Here is a 14,876-nt window from a genome sequence, read left to right as displayed (position 1 = left end):
TTAAAAGGTGAATCATATTGATCAAAATTATCGGAGATTAAAATGGCAAAAGATCCAGTATGCGGAATGATTGTAAATGAAAAAACAGGACTGTCTTCTGATTTTGGTGGAAAAAAATTCTACTTTTGTAGTCCTACTTGCCAGAAAACCTTCACAGAGCCTGAAAAAGAACTTTCGAGAATGAAGAAGCGAATCTATGTGGCCACCTCTGGAGCTTTAGCTCTTGCAATAATCCGTGGTGCCCTTTATCTTGGCGTTGCCGCTGGTGCAATCACAGTCACATGGGTTCCTTTTCCCGAGATACCATTTCTTTCATACGGTTTACTTTTGTTCATAATTGTGACACCAGTACAATTCATTGGCGGATGGACGTTCTATGTTGGAGGATATCATGCAATTCTTAAAAGAACTGCAAACATGGATTTGTTAATTTCAATTGGAACACTTACTGCATATATCTACAGTACAATCGTCTTGTTTTTCCCTGATCTAATTCCTGGGGAAGAAAAATATGTCTACTTTGAAGTTTCTGCTGTAATTATTGCCTTTGTTCTTTTAGGAAAATACATGGAAGAGGCAATAAAAAAGAAAAGCTCATCTGCTGTAAAAAAATTACTTGATCTGAGTCCGCCCATGGCAAGAGTGATTCGTGATGGAACAGAAATTGAAATTCCCTCTAACCAAATTAAACTAGACGAAATAATGATTGTAAAGCCTGGAGAGAAAATTCCCACTGATGGGATTATAATTAGTGGTGAGTCATCAATTGATGAAAAAATGATAACGGGGGAAAGCCTACCTGTAGGAAAAAAACCAGGTGACCAAGTCATTGGCGCTACTGTAAATAAACAAGGATTACTTCACATCAAAGCAACCAAAGTAGGGAAGGAAACTGCATTATCTCAAATTGTTCATGTTGTAGAGCAAGCACAATCTTCTACTGCCAAAGTACAACGAATGGCTGACTCTATTGCAGCAAAATTTGTTCCATCCGTTATAGGTGCTGCTGTTGTAACGTTTCTGATATGGTATTTTGTTATGGGTGATTTTATTGCAGGAATGCTAGCATTTGTTGCCGTAATGATTATTGCATGTCCTTGTGCACTTGGGGTGGCCACACCTGCCGCATTGATGGTTGGAGTTGGAAAGGGTGCAGAATCAGGAATTCTAATCCGAGGTGCTGAATACTTGGAACGTTCACAAAAAATCAACACTATAGTATTTGATAAAACAGGTACCATAACAAAGGGAGAACCAGATGTTACAGATATTGTATCTCTGAACGAACTAAGCGAAAGACAAATTCTTGAATATGGTGGAACCGTAGAATCAGGTTCAGAACATCCTATTGCTCAAGCAATTGTAAACAAAGTAAAAGAAATGAAAATCCCTCTTACAACTCTTGAAGAATTTGAATCATTAAATGGTTTGGGAGTTAGAGGTAAGGTTCATGGGGAAAAAATCTATGACGGAAACCGTCAGATGATGAAACAGTTTGGAATTGATACTAGTTTTGCTGAACAAAATATGGAAAGACTGGAATCTGAAGGAAAGACTGCAATAATGATTGCAATTGATGATAAAATAGAGGGGATAATTGCAGTTGCAGATTCTTTAAAGGAAACTTCTCAGATGGCAATCATTGCACTCAAAGATCTTGGAATTGAATCAATTATGATTACAGGTGACAATGAAAAAACAGCCAAAGCAATAGCAAAAAGAGTTGGCATTGAAAAGATTATTGCAAATGTTTTACCTGCAGATAAAGCCAAAGAAATCAAAAAACTTCAAGTACAAGGAAAATTTGTTGCCATGGTTGGGGATGGAATCAACGATGCGCCTGCTTTGGCCCAAGCTGATATAGGGATAGCAATAGGGAGTGGATCTGACATTGCAAAAGAAACAGGTGGAATTATCCTGATTAGAGATGATCTAATGGATGTCTCTCGTGCAATTCGATTGAGTCGAGCAACTATGAAAAAAATCAAGCAAAACCTGTTCTGGGCATTTGCATACAATACTGGTGGAATACCTGTTGCTGCTCTAGGGTTACTGAGTCCAATTTTTGCTGCAGCCGCAATGGCACTAAGCTCAATTTCAGTCATTGCAAACTCTTCTATGCTTAAACGATACAAAATTACCAGTGGAGAAGAAAAAATAATGAAAAATTATCAATCTCAACAACAAAAACTTGAGGCTACAAATTAGATTTTCATGGAACTTAAAACTAAAATTTTAGGAATTGAATCAGGTGGGAAACCTTTTGTATTTCTTAATGTTTCTGATGCTGATGAGTTAGGTGTATCTGCTTCTGGAAGACTAAGAATAAAATCTGACCGGGAACTTACAGTGATAGTTAACATTTCGTCAGTTTCAGTTCAAAAAGGATATTTGGGAATTAGTGATGAAGTACAAAAATTTTTGAAATTAGAACAAGATTCTATTGTTGACGTTCAGATGTCACCCTTCCCAAAGTCTTTACAATTCATCCGTAACAAACTAAATGGAAAAAAACTCACTGATAGAGAAATTCATGAAATTGTAAATGGTGTTGTTAATGGAAATCTCAATGAAAGTGAAATATCTGCTTTTGTAACTTCATTGCATATTCAAGGCCTAAGTCTTGATGAAGCCACTAGCTTATCTTCCTCGATGGTACTAACAGGGAAGCAACTTTTTCTTAATGTCCCACAAATTGTAGACAAACACAGTATAGGCGGTGTTCCTGGTGACAAAACCACATTACTTGTTGTACCTATTATTGCAGCATCTGGATTGATCATACCAAAAACATCTTCTAGGGCAATTACATCGGCAGCTGGAACTGCTGATAGGGCAGAGACTCTGATGCCGGTTAATTTGGAAATTTCTGAAATGAAAAAAGTAATTCAAAAAACTAATGGTTGTATTGTATGGGGAGGAGCTTTAGATTTAGCACCTGCAGATGATATTTTTGTAAAAACTGAATATTCATTATGCATTGATCCATTGCTCTTACCTTCTATTATGAGTAAAAAGAAAGCCGTAGGGGCAACTCATTTGATAGTTGATATCCCCACGGGTCGAGGTGCCAAAATGAAAACAATTGGAGAAGCAGATCTACTTGCAAAAGACATAATTGAATTGGGCAAACGACTTGGAATGCACTGTCACTGTGTATTGACTTATGGCGAACAACCAATTGGAAATACTATAGGTCCATCTCTTGAGGCAAGAGAAGCTCTTAATGTTCTTATGAACAAATCTCAAATCCCTGATCTATTTGATAAAGTATGTCATGTAGCAGGTTCTGTTTTTGAAATAACTGGAAAAAAGAATGGGTTTGAATTGGCACAAGATATTCTTCTTTCTGGAAAAGCAGAAAAAAAATTAAGAGAAATAATTTCTTACCAAGGTGGACAATCTGAAATAAAGCCAGATGACTTTGTTATTGGCACAAATACATTTGAATATACTTCTGTGAATGATGGCCAAGTTTTATGGATGGATAACAACATAATGGTAGAAATAGCAAGAGCTGCAGGTGCTCCAAAAAACAAAGGTTCTGGAATAATGTTTAACAAGAAAAATGGAGACAAAGTTACCAAAAATGATCTTCTTTTCACAGTTTACTCTGAAAAATCTCAGAAACTCTCAAGAGTAGAACAAATTCTTGATGAAAAAATACCTATGGGAATAGGTGATAAAATGGAAATGCTAATCCATCAAGTAAAAGAGCCACCTGTTGTAAGAAGATCTTTTGTTTTGGACAGGTAAATTACCATTCTTGGATTGTCTTGGAAATAATTCTAGACAAATCAACAAATGCATGTTTTCCAGAAATAGAATTTGTACTAATAATTTTGTATACTCCTGCCTTTTTTAACCTCTTTTCGGCATTATCTGCCAGTACAGCATGAGTGCATGCAACATAAATTCTTCCGAGATTTTTCTTTTTAAGAAATTCTATTGCTTTTACTATGCTACCTCCAGTGCTTACCATATCATCTAACAAAATTATATCTTGAAAGTTGGTCTTGGGAAATTTGGGTGATTTAATGACTAATTTACCTGTATTTCGATTTCTTTGTTTGTTTAATGCAATTGAATTACAATTCAATATCTTAGCAAATTCTTTAGCCTTTTTTTTCCAAAAAAGATCAGGCGATACTATTAATGGATTCTTTAGTTTTATCTTTTGAAAGTAATCTGCAAGTAATGGTACTGCAGACAAATTCTTTGTTGGAATTTTAAAAAAATTTAATTCCTCATCACTATGGATATCAACAACAATTAATTTTGTTGCACCTGCAGCCTTGAACAGTTTTGCAATGACTGCTATTGTAATGATCTCGCCTTTTAAAAATTCTTTGTCCTGTTTTGCATATCCTACATATGGTATTACAGCATATACTTCAGATGACATTTTTCTTGCCTGATAAATTAATGAAAATGCTTGCACAAAATTTCTATCTACTGGCATGTGTGTTGATTGAACTACAATTACTCTTTGAGCTTTTATCATTCTTTTTATTGTAATTTTACTTTCACCATCAGAAAATATTTTTAATTCTGTCTTCAAGAATTTTGCATTTAATTTCTTTGAAATCTTTTGAGCTAAATCTTCTGATGATGGTCCTCCAATAACTACATATTTTTTCAATACTTGTGGTGTCTTATTATGTGTCTTAAATTTAATGAACTATTGAATATTTGAAATACTTGTTTACAATTGTAAAGTAACATAATTATCTCTAACAAAATTAAGACAGTTAATCTAATTGAAACTAAAATCTAATACAAAGTACTCTTTGCTAATAATTATTGGTGCAATTATATCATACTTTATACTTGTTAACGCAGACAAAATAGTACTTGGTTATCTGAAATGATTGAAGAAATCCTTGATCAAATTGGAATTATTTCACCTATATTGGTTATGGGGTTAGGGCTTGTAGTTGGCATACAACATGCCTTTGAACCTGATCATATGTCTGCAGTAAGTACTCAGATTTCAAAATCAAAATTAATGAAAATCTCTTCAAAACAACTTATCCGAGAATCTATTACAAAATCATCTTTATTGGGAGCAGTTTGGGGTGCTGGACACACTACTACGCTTGTTTTGATTGGTTTTTTGACATATGTTCTTGCAATAACAATACAGGATCAAATTTTCTTAGGACTAGAAATTATAGTTGGAGTGATGCTTGTATTTTTAGGCGTCACCACAATTCTTAATAAAAAAATTCAATTCAAACACAAACACCCTCATCAACACAAAGATGGAACCCTCCATCTTGATGAGCATGATCATGATGATTTTGATCATAGGCATACCCACAAATCATATCTGATTGGATTGATACACGGGTTGGCAGGAAGTGGAAGTTTTGTAGTATTGACTGCTGCAACTTTAGATAATGTAGAAATGGTATTGAGTTTTATTTTGATATTTGGAATTGGTTCTATGATTGGAATGGCTCTAGTTGGAAGCCTTATGGGAATTCCTCTTGTATTTGCAAGCAAAATTGGAATAATTCAAAAAACTTTCAGGTATGTAGCAGGAATATTCAGTCTGATAATTGGGTTTAACATAATGTATCAAATAGGAATTGTTGAGAATTTATTTAGATTTTAATTTAAGATATTTTAATCTTTCAAGAGTAAAACTCTCATTATGTTTACATTACAATAATTGAATTTTTTTCAAAATAAATTTCTTGACAATTGTAAATATTCCAACTTATTTATCATAAACGAATTTTTTCAAATGTAAAGATACCAATCTAAGTATTCCATATTCCTAAATCAGACAATGCACGAAAATCAAACCTGTGTAAATGTGTACAAAAAACAACTACTTTTGGAAGGAGGTGATAATGGAATAGAATAATCTGACCCTTTCCAAGTTTTTAATTTTTATAATTTTTCTAGATCATCATTTATTTTTACAATATTTTTTTCCAGATATTAACAAACTGAGTTTGTTTTTTAATTTCTTTATTTATAGTAATTTTTGATTCATCGTCAGCAGATTTCAACTGAGTTTTCAGTTATTTTTTTAACTCTTGATGTGATTTGAGTTTTTGTGTTGCATCCTTAAGTTTATTTCAGTGAAATTTTTGAGTTTATTTTAGTTAAGAAATTCAAAATATCCCTCCAATTTAATACATTACACTAAATCCACGAAAGACTTAGGACTAGGAATATCTGTAATTGCACTTAATTTTGGAACATATATCGTATATCCTGTATTTTTTTGGGTTTAAGATTTCAAAGTTTTTCAAACCAATAGAATCCACATCATATGAAAAAGGTATGCAGTGTTAAAAAAAATTGCAACAAAATAAAAGGGAAATGTTATATAAATAATTTTAAATTGAAAACCAGTTACAATCTCTCTTCATATATTATAATTACTGCTTTACTTTCAAGATTTTCAACAAAATCTAGTGCTATTTGTTGTTGCTTTTGTTGCAATAAATTTTCCTTAATCATAGATGTAACATCATCAAATTCAGTATTATTCCCAATTTGAGTTTTAATCATATCATTATTTTCATCAAAGAAAATTTTGATTTCCTCATCACTAACTTGTGTGTCCATATTTGAAATTTCATCAGTTAGCATTTTGTTTATGACAAGTTCATCATGGAATCGATCCAAAGTTTGATCATAAGTTGTTCCAAACTCTCCTAGTTTTTCTTCAAATTGTTCCTTTGAGAATCCTTGTTGAACATATGATGTAGTTAATTTTTCTTCGGCATCAAGCATAGTTATAACAATATCTCGTTTTTGTGCCTCTTCAAGCAGTAAAACCTTTGTAATAACCAAATTTAGTGCAGATTTACTATCTAGTGTTTGTCCTTGAGTAAATCCGGACTTGATGACATTGTTTACTTCCTCAGATCTTATTTCCTGACCATTTACCTCAGCGACAACAGGATTACTTTCAGTTTGTGATCCTAATTTTAAAATTTCAGCACTTGTGTTAAATTGTATATCTTTAGATTCGAAATTTGCAGAATATACCCCTATAAAAAAAGAAGACAATGAAGCAATGGATACTAGTACAACAACTAACCCAACAAAGGTTAATTTTTTCATTATCACATTATTGCGACTGTTAATTACGTTATCTTTAATTTCTTCTTCCAAAAGTTCTCATCATGTAAAATAACTTTTAATTTGTATATTTATTTACTGTATTTTACAATTGTAAAGTAATCTGTTGCATATGATCTAATAGATATTAACAGTACTAAAATTATTAGTAAAATCACCACAGGTATTTTTTCAGATTAAAAAATAGTATTGAAACTTATCATAACTTTTAGTTTACAATTGTAAAAGATATTATGAGTTTTTCTATTTTTGTAATTGTAAAGTGTAAAAACTAAATATCATAAAATCTGATGTTCTTTATGGTTAATTACGCCCATCCTGAAGTTTTAGTTGATACTGAATGGGTATCACAAAACCCCCCAAATGAAAATAGAAAATTAGTAGAAGTTGACTATGATCCCGTTAATGGATATCAAAAGGGTCACATTAAAGATGCAACTCTGATTTGGTGGAAACGTGACATTAATGATCCTGTTACAAGAGATATAATCAATAAAAAACAATTTGAGGCTTTAATGGCTAAAAACGGAATAACTGCAGATACTGAAGTAATTCTATATGGTGATTTTAACAACTGGTTTGCAGCATTTGTTTTTTGGGTTTTCAAAATTTATGGCCATGAGAATCTCAAAATCATGAATGGTGGAAGAAAGAAATGGGAATTAGAAAATAAAGATTACACTACTGATGAACCACAATTATCTCCAACAAACTATGTTGCACAACCTCCAGATGAAGGACTAAGAGCTTATCTATTTGATGTAAGTCGTGCATTAGATAAAGAAGATACTGTAATGGTTGATGTTAGATCTCCTGCAGAATTTACTGGTCAAATTACAGCTCCGCCAGAATATCCGATGGAACATGCACAAAGAGGTGGGCATATTCCTGGAGCAAATAATATTCCATGGGCAACTGTAGTCAATGATGCTGATGGAACCTTCAAAGCAGTTGAAGAGCTAAGACAAAACTATGAGCCAAAAGGTGTTACTCCTGATAAAGATGTGATTTGTTATTGTAGAATTGGAGAAAGATCTTCTCATAGCTGGTTTGTTCTAAAATACCTACTTGGATATCCCCAGGTTCGAAACTATGATGGTTCTTGGACTGAATGGGGCAACATGATAGGAAATCCTGTGGAAAAATAAACTAACAATTTTTTTATGTTTTAGGATTCCACATTACTAAATCTCCAACTTTGATATTATTCATATTGGTAAATCCCGCATTAACTTCCAAGACATATTTTGCAGCAATATTAGATACATAATTTGGACAAGGATCAGATAAACAAGGTTGTACATTTTCTTTTATGTCGATTATTCTAAAGTTTGTATCAACAAACAACAAATCTAAAGGGATTAGTGTATTTTTCATCCAAAATGAACGTTTTTTTTCACTCTCATATACGAATAACATACCATCATTCCAATCTAAACTAGATCTAAACATCAATCCTATGATTTGTTCTTGAAGATCGTCTGCAATTTCCACATCAATTACTATTGTAGTGCTATCAGAGTCTATTGATAATGTTGCAATATCTTGAATGTATGACGGAATGTCAACAATTTCAGTACAACTCAAAATATTAAAATTTCTTTCTTGTAATGAGCAATCATACATAATTTCAATTTGTAAAGTACCTAAAACAATACTTGCAATAACAATTACCCATCTATTTTTTGACATTAGAATACATTTGTTATTATGAATATTTTTTATTTATTGTTACTTAAAAAATTTCAAATATTTTACAATTGTAAATCAAAAGGTTGATTTGAAGATGATTTAATTATAGATAAATGAAACAAACAAAGGTTGCCACCATACTAATAATAATTGTAATCCCTCTCATCTCTTTTTATGTAATGAATGATTCAGAAGAAAACTTTACAGTACCAACAGAAAAAACAAAATTACAAGTTTTGACATCATTTTATCCATTGTATGAATTTACAAAAATGATAGGAGGAGACAAAGTTGATGTGGAAGTTCTGGTCCCACCTGGAATAGAACCTCATGATTGGGAGCCTACCATTAAAGACATTCAAAAAATGAATCAAGTAGATTTTGTTGTAATCAACGGATTGGGATTCGAGGAATGGGTAAGGGATTTAAGTAATTTTAAAAATTTGTCCATAGTCGATTCAAGCGTTGGGATAAAACCCATAATTAAAACAGAATCTAAATCCCAAACTATATCCTATGATCCCCATATTTGGTTAAATCCAAATTCTATGAAAAAACAGGTTCAAAACATTACTGCTGAATTGATAAAAAGAGATCCTCAAAATTTACAATTTTATAAAAAAAATTCTGAATCTTATTTACAAAAAATTAACGTTATTGATACAAAAATTAAAGATAGGTTAGAAGAATGCACAAAACGAGATTTCATTGCTTTTCATGATGCTTTTACTTATTTTGCAAAGGATTATGAATTAAATCAATATACCGTGCTCAAATCATCTGATCCAATAATGGAACCTACCATTCAAGATATTGAAGAAGTTATTAATTTGGCCAAAAATCTAGATATTAAAATAATTTTTACAGAAGAATATGTTAATCCAAAAATGTCTCAAATAATTGCAGATGAAATTAATGGTAAAGTATTGATTCTTTCACCATTAGAGATTCAAGATAAAGAAAAAACATACTTGGAAAGATTTGAAGAAAATTTTAAGAATTTAGAGTTAGTTTTATGTACCTAATTTATTTTTAGAATTAATTTTTCTATATAAACAAAAGTGGAGAGTGTTTAACCAATATGACAAAACTCTATAGAATACATCATTTGGTTCATGTGTTGAGAATCATTCATCATTATACCATGCATTTGTTGCATCATAAGATACTAGAATATTTTTAAAAGCCATACAAAGAATTTCTCAAATTTGAATTAAAATGATCATGATTCTCAGAAAGAGGAATTGTTTTATGCCTATAAAAGATAAAAATGGGATGCAAGTTTGTATGGGTAAGAGAATCATGGTTTGTCTTGATGGTTCAAAAAATTCCATCAAAGGCTTAAAAGTAGCAATTTCCATGGCAACAAAAATGAATGCATGTATTATTGGAATACATAGCATAACAAAATATACAGCATTTGCTAAAGAAAACCCTTCAAAAATTCCAGAAAAAAAATGGCCAAAAAATGCAAAAGAAATTATCAAAGATGCCAAAAAATTAGTAACAAAAAATGATATTGATTTTGAAGGGGTTGTGCTTAAAGGATATAATGCTGGTCATGATTTAGTTACATTTGCAAATAGCAATGCCAACAAAATTGTTCATATTGTAATTGGTGCTAGAGGAATGGGATTTCCTAAAGGATTGTTTTTTGGAAGCACATCAAATTTTGTTTTACATGCAGCAAAAGCTCCGGTAACCATAGTAAAATAAGAAATGACTAATCTAGAAAAACCCTATTCTGATTTGGAGATGTTTTGAAAATATTGATATCTAAAAAGAAGCAATTCTGCTATTGTTGTCCTGAATACAAATGTCTCTTAGATTGTAAAATTTGTAATCCTAAAAAGTGTAATAGTAGTAACTGTAGCTGTTAGATGTGATGATTTTGCATAAACAAACCCTCAAACTAGTTTACTCAGATATTTCTTCTTGGATAATTTCTGCTTCTTTGTTCTCAATTCTTTTCATATTCATGTTATCTGCTAGAGACTTTTTATTCTTTGAACCCTTTTTTGCATTTCAGCTTCCAGTAGATTGGATTCTAAGTTTTGTTTTAATCATAATAGTTTCAGGACTTGTTGCATTAGTAACTAGTTTAGCTGTTTTTCAAATGAGAACCATAAAAGCAAATTCTAAGAAAACTGGGACCGGAATAGTTGGTTCTGTTATTGGTGTGGGGGCAGGAATCTGTACTAGTTGTGGACAAATAGGATTTACCATAATCTCCACATTTGGAGTTGCAGGTGCTACATCTCTATCCTTCCTAACAGAATATGAGATTCCAATTAGATTACTTGCCATAGCAATATTGTCTGGCACATACTTTGTCATGATTAAGGGAATAACAAAAGGGTGCAAAGTAAATTTGAATAATGACGGTATGATAAATCCTTGATGTTTCAAGTAAAATGTGCTGATTGTGGATGTCTTCCTTCTGAATGTAAAGCAAGTAAATCTCCTAAAAATTGTCCTAATTGTACTTGGGATGAATGTTGTTGTTGGAAAACAATTAATTCTTAATTTACCCACGAAGAATCCTCATTTTACCAACGAAGAATAAAACCTATGAAATGATATTGAAGTTTTAGTTTGATGCCTCATTTTTAATAAAATATTTGCAATTAGCTAATACATAATACAATATTGTCGCAAGTATAGATTTTAATCATATTTTTAATAAAATTATTCACACGATGAGATGGAATAATTAATTCCAGATTCGAGCATAATTATTACACTATGCCGCAATTACTTCTATTTGGCTGGAAGAATGACTTGAAATGTCTTTGTGCATGAGAACATGGGATTCGTCCTTAAATGTCAAATCACATCTATAACATCTCCATGCTTTCATATTATCTTAGTTACGACAAATTTGTATTTAACCTCCATGAATGATTTGTCTTTTTGTAAAGTATTTGAAAACAATATGAGTATCTTCATCTCTGAGTCAACTATGGAATAATTCAAACAGATTGACTATCCCACACATACAACATTCAATTAACTATTTTGTTCCAGTATTATTACCATCGAGACTCAAAATGGATGTCAAATCCTTTTTTGACCCTCTCTTTGAGAGGGTTTTTTTAGAAAATGTTTGTTCAGATGAATAAGAATTTCCCTTCAGATGAATTTTAGATTATTGGCAAGTTTTTGGCAAAACGATTGTAAATGTCGTAGGATTGTTTTGAAAGCTTATGGTGCCATTATGTTGTTCAACAATATTTTTTACACTGGATAGTCCTAGTCCAGTCCCATCCATTTTTGATGAGACAAGAGGATCAAATATCTTGTCTTCCAAATTCTCAGGCACCCCGTTTCCAGAATCCTGTATTTTGATTGTAATTGAATCTGAGGATTCATCAACATTGATACTTATCTGTCCTGACTCTTCTATTGCCTGAACCGAATTTAGCAGTAGATTTCCCAGCATTGCCTCCATTTTTATCGGATCACAATTGCAGAGAACATCATTTTTTGGAGTATGAATTGTAATGTTTGGATTTTCCACAAGCATTGATGCAGAATTTTGGATTATTTCATTTAGTGATGTTTCTTTTTTATTTATGGGTGCTTTTTGCACATAAGCCAAAACCCTCTCAATTTGCTGAGCCATTCTAGTTGCCGATTCATTCATCAAAGACAGTCTCTCCATTACATAATCGTCAATCTCCATTCCTTTTCTAAGTTGTAAAACTCCAACTGTTCCCTTGATGACAGTCAACGGGGTACGCAATTCATGGGCAAGACGCCCTGACAGTTCACCAATCACTGCCATTCTTTCAGAATTTACAAGCTATTTTGTTTTCTCATGTAATTCCTCTTCTAAGTTATTCTTCTTTTTTACAAGCTCAACTTCGGCACTAGCAATTTTTGATAAATTAGAGTGCAGTTTTTTGTTTAGTTCTTTGGAGATGTTTTTTTCTTTTTCAAGCTGTTCGTATATGCTGTCCATTCTTTTTTTATCATATTCGTTTATTGCCGAAAGTGACTCATGGAATATCTTTTTTGCATGTACATTGAGAATTTCTCCGCTTTCATCTGAAATTGGTTTTTCTTTTTTATTTAATTTGGCAGCCTCATTTTGGCTTTTATCATTATCTGAAGGATCATTATGCGGAATTGATTCACTTGGGTTTCTCTCTTTTTCATAAAATACAGTTCTGTTTGGAGCATTTAGCGGATCATCATTATTCTCATCAAAATTCTTCCTTACGAGAAACTTACGCATGTTCAGATTTAAAATTACTTGAATAAAGATTGCTTAATGTTCAAATTGCACATACACGTATTGTAATAACTTCATAAATTGGCATATTACAGGAATATTTAGTACCCAAACGAATTCTGTGTTCTAATTGAAAGGTAAAACAAAATAATCTATTTAGAAATGCGGTAAAATAATGAAACATTCAGAATTAAGCCACTGCTCAGATGAATGTCTTTTAGCAGACATCAAAGCAAGCGAGCCAATAGAAGATAAAGGTGCAGAATCATGGAAAGAGGATACAGACCCTTGGAAGTAATTTCAGGGTTTTAAGGTAAATAAGAATTGCAAATCCTAACAGGTTTGAAATCTAGTTTTCATATTCTCACTATTTCAGATTCCAATTTCCGCTTATTTGAGCGCGTAGAATACCTAACTCGAGTGTTACAACATGGACATCTCAGGAATTTTTCCCTGAAATAATAGTCACAGTTTTTGCAAAAGCATCCGCCTTCTTCATAGGCTCTGTGCTTTGAGATAGATTCGTGTGTGTTGCATTTATTTTTGCAGTTATTTTGTCCCATAATTAGAAAAATGCAATTATACTTACTATATGAAGGTATTATTCCTCATCAAGAATTGTCCAAGACAATCCCAGTACTTGCTCCCATGGTTCAGTTTTATCAGTTGACATGATTTTCATTTACAAAATTTACTTAAAACACTAACGAACAAATGGTCCATAACAATGATCAGTATTCCCTAAATACTAAAATGGAATAATTTTTTCAATTGGAACTTTCACCAAGTACCTGATTCGGTTTTGGTCTTAAGATCCAATTTACTAAGTTTTGTTTATTTTTTGAATCAAGATAAAAAAAGTTTCATTTTGCAGCATATTTTGTAATATCTTTAGATAACAACACATTACAGATATCCCAAGGCGTTACAAGCCAATCCTTGTAAATAACAAATGGGTGAGCCATATCATACATCATAGATGATATTTCGTTAATTTTCAAATTATCTGATACAATTTTGGCCTCTTCCAACTCTACAATATTAGATGATTCATTTAGAAAATCATCTGTTTCTTTTAGATGCTTCATTTTTTCTGATATTGCTTCAATAATTAATCTGTCACTAAGATATTTGTTAGTCCCTTCAAGCAAAACCTTTCTAGCTTTGTTATCGAACATTGAATTAATCAAATCACCAAACGTATCTCCTTTCCTGAATGTAACCTGTTTCTTTTTTGGCAAATCCTCGATTGTAAGATCAGTTTTACATTCCTTGCCAATTTCTAGAATCTTTTGTGCAGATATTGCAGAATAAAATCCCCACTCGTTAGGGATTATGGCATATGCTCTACCCTTCTCTTTCCAAAAATTCATCAGATCCTTGTACCTTGTATTCTTGGAAACTCTTACAGGGTTTGGCTCCATGATGTCTTCTACTTTAGTTCCATAGAACAAACTCGAAGTAGGATTCTTTAACAGATTCTCCATGATTTCTTTGCCACCGATTGTGCCTATTGGGTTATGATTCTCATCTCTCACCATGACTGAATCAGTTGCAGATTCCAAGTATTGCACTAGCATTCCAGTGACAACCCAAACTTCTTTTCCTTTGTCAATATGGATGCATAGTGACCACGTCAGTCTTTCTGGAAATAGTTCACCCAGAGTCCTCTCTGCTATCGGAGTGTCTTGTGACATATTCTACTATTGATTATATTGCATAAAGCAACCATATTCAATTCTCAAAAATGATAAGATGCATCCAATTATTTACTAAAATATTTGACATGAAATGAGTAACCTAAAATTTTTATGATTTTCTAATCTAATAATCAAGAATC

14 protein-coding genes are annotated in these 14,876 nt (G+C 32.2%); 8 read left to right on the top strand and 6 right to left on the bottom strand.

Annotated features, from left to right (window positions below; genetic code table 11):
- Window positions 1-42: 42 nt before the first annotated feature.
- The gene (locus C6990_RS10525) at window positions 43-2,208 is read left to right on the top strand and encodes a heavy metal translocating P-type ATPase (protein ID WP_182131190.1); all 2,166 of its coding nucleotides are present in this window, start codon (window positions 43-45) and stop codon (window positions 2,206-2,208) included.
- A gap of 6 nt (window positions 2,209-2,214) precedes the next feature.
- Window positions 2,215-3,756 (top strand): AMP phosphorylase, encoded by a 1,542-nt coding sequence (locus C6990_RS10520; RefSeq protein WP_182131188.1) that lies wholly within the window; start codon window positions 2,215-2,217, stop codon window positions 3,754-3,756.
- A 1-nt stretch (window position 3,757) separates the two neighbouring features.
- Here C6990_RS10520 and prs read toward each other — a convergent pair whose 3' ends face one another.
- Window positions 3,758-4,642 carry a ribose-phosphate diphosphokinase gene (prs, locus tag C6990_RS10515; protein WP_182131186.1) on the bottom strand — a complete coding sequence of 295 codons (885 nt, stop codon included), beginning with the start codon at window positions 4,640-4,642 and terminating at the stop codon, window positions 3,758-3,760.
- Window positions 4,643-4,867: 225 nt separating this feature from the next.
- Here prs and C6990_RS10510 point away from each other — a divergent pair, with 225 nt between their 5' ends.
- Window positions 4,868-5,620, top strand: a complete 753-nt coding sequence (locus C6990_RS10510) for an urease accessory protein UreH domain-containing protein (RefSeq protein ID WP_255465447.1) — start codon at window positions 4,868-4,870, stop codon at window positions 5,618-5,620.
- A gap of 752 nt (window positions 5,621-6,372) precedes the next feature.
- Here the strand turns inward: C6990_RS10510 and C6990_RS10505 are convergent.
- Window positions 6,373-7,140: a SurA N-terminal domain-containing protein gene (locus tag C6990_RS10505; RefSeq protein WP_182131184.1), complete on the bottom strand. Its 768-nt coding sequence runs from the start codon at window positions 7,138-7,140 to the stop codon at window positions 6,373-6,375.
- A 266-nt stretch (window positions 7,141-7,406) separates the two neighbouring features.
- On the opposite strand from C6990_RS10505, the gene C6990_RS10500 reads away from it, so the two are divergent.
- Window positions 7,407-8,255: a sulfurtransferase gene (locus tag C6990_RS10500; RefSeq protein WP_182131182.1), complete on the top strand. Its 849-nt coding sequence runs from the start codon at window positions 7,407-7,409 to the stop codon at window positions 8,253-8,255.
- Window positions 8,256-8,268: 13 nt separating this feature from the next.
- Here C6990_RS10500 and C6990_RS10495 read toward each other — a convergent pair whose 3' ends face one another.
- On the bottom strand, window positions 8,269-8,799 hold the full coding sequence (locus tag C6990_RS10495) for a DUF192 domain-containing protein (protein WP_182131180.1): 531 nt from the start codon (window positions 8,797-8,799) through the stop codon (window positions 8,269-8,271).
- Between the two features lie 113 nt (window positions 8,800-8,912).
- Between C6990_RS10495 and C6990_RS10490 the strand changes: the two genes are divergently transcribed.
- The 3 genes from C6990_RS10490 to C6990_RS10480 all read left to right on the top strand — a co-directional run bounded on the left by C6990_RS10490 (window position 8,913) and on the right by C6990_RS10480 (window position 11,200).
- Window positions 8,913-9,824, top strand: a complete 912-nt coding sequence (locus C6990_RS10490) for a metal ABC transporter substrate-binding protein (RefSeq protein WP_182131178.1) — start codon at window positions 8,913-8,915, stop codon at window positions 9,822-9,824.
- Window positions 9,825-10,050: 226 nt separating this feature from the next.
- The gene (locus tag C6990_RS10485; RefSeq protein ID WP_182131176.1) at window positions 10,051-10,515 is read left to right on the top strand and encodes a universal stress protein; all 465 of its coding nucleotides are present in this window, start codon (window positions 10,051-10,053) and stop codon (window positions 10,513-10,515) included.
- Between the two features lie 175 nt (window positions 10,516-10,690).
- On the top strand, window positions 10,691-11,200 hold the full coding sequence (locus C6990_RS10480) for a hypothetical protein (RefSeq protein ID WP_182131174.1): 510 nt from the start codon (window positions 10,691-10,693) through the stop codon (window positions 11,198-11,200).
- Window positions 11,201-11,947: 747 nt separating this feature from the next.
- Here the strand turns inward: C6990_RS10480 and C6990_RS11120 are convergent.
- Together C6990_RS11120 and C6990_RS11115 are read right to left on the bottom strand one after the other, a co-directional pair.
- A complete protein-coding gene (locus C6990_RS11120; protein WP_255465446.1) occupies window positions 11,948-12,586 on the bottom strand; it encodes a sensor histidine kinase in 639 nt (212 codons plus the stop codon).
- A gap of 18 nt (window positions 12,587-12,604) precedes the next feature.
- On the bottom strand, window positions 12,605-13,039 hold the full coding sequence (locus C6990_RS11115) for a hypothetical protein (protein WP_255465445.1): 435 nt from the start codon (window positions 13,037-13,039) through the stop codon (window positions 12,605-12,607).
- Between the two features lie 172 nt (window positions 13,040-13,211).
- On the opposite strand from C6990_RS11115, the gene C6990_RS11110 reads away from it, so the two are divergent.
- On the top strand, window positions 13,212-13,334 hold the full coding sequence (locus C6990_RS11110; protein WP_255465444.1) for a hypothetical protein: 123 nt from the start codon (window positions 13,212-13,214) through the stop codon (window positions 13,332-13,334).
- Window positions 13,335-13,899: 565 nt separating this feature from the next.
- Here the strand turns inward: C6990_RS11110 and C6990_RS10470 are convergent.
- Complete coding sequence (locus tag C6990_RS10470) at window positions 13,900-14,733, bottom strand: CBS domain-containing protein (RefSeq protein ID WP_182131172.1); 834 nt, start codon at window positions 14,731-14,733, stop codon at window positions 13,900-13,902.
- Between the last annotated feature and the right edge of the window lie 143 nt (window positions 14,734-14,876).

Source organism: Nitrosopumilus sp. b3, from assembly GCF_014078525.1.
Lineage (GTDB): Archaea > Thermoproteota > Nitrososphaeria > Nitrososphaerales > Nitrosopumilaceae > Nitrosopumilus.
Note: the sequence above shows the minus strand (reverse complement) of the source record. Positions and strands in the feature narration are given on the sequence as shown.

Coding starts and splice junctions, on each gene's coding strand:
- C6990_RS10525 (WP_182131190.1), top strand. CDS start 43: ATGGCAAAAGATCCAGTATGCGGAATGATTGTAAATGAAAAAACAGGA.
- C6990_RS10520 (WP_182131188.1), top strand. CDS start 2,215: ATGGAACTTAAAACTAAAATTTTAGGAATTGAATCAGGTGGGAAACCT.
- C6990_RS10510 (WP_255465447.1), top strand. CDS start 4,868: ATGATTGAAGAAATCCTTGATCAAATTGGAATTATTTCACCTATATTG.
- C6990_RS10500 (WP_182131182.1), top strand. CDS start 7,407: ATGGTTAATTACGCCCATCCTGAAGTTTTAGTTGATACTGAATGGGTA.
- C6990_RS10495 (WP_182131180.1), bottom strand. CDS start 8,799: ATGTCAAAAAATAGATGGGTAATTGTTATTGCAAGTATTGTTTTAGGT.
- C6990_RS10490 (WP_182131178.1), top strand. CDS start 8,913: ATGAAACAAACAAAGGTTGCCACCATACTAATAATAATTGTAATCCCT.
- C6990_RS10485 (WP_182131176.1), top strand. CDS start 10,051: ATGCCTATAAAAGATAAAAATGGGATGCAAGTTTGTATGGGTAAGAGA.
- C6990_RS11120 (WP_255465446.1), bottom strand. CDS start 12,586: ATGGCAGTGATTGGTGAACTGTCAGGGCGTCTTGCCCATGAATTGCGT.
- C6990_RS11115 (WP_255465445.1), bottom strand. CDS start 13,039: ATGCGTAAGTTTCTCGTAAGGAAGAATTTTGATGAGAATAATGATGAT.
- C6990_RS11110 (WP_255465444.1), top strand. CDS start 13,212: ATGAAACATTCAGAATTAAGCCACTGCTCAGATGAATGTCTTTTAGCA.
- C6990_RS10470 (WP_182131172.1), bottom strand. CDS start 14,733: ATGTCACAAGACACTCCGATAGCAGAGAGGACTCTGGGTGAACTATTT.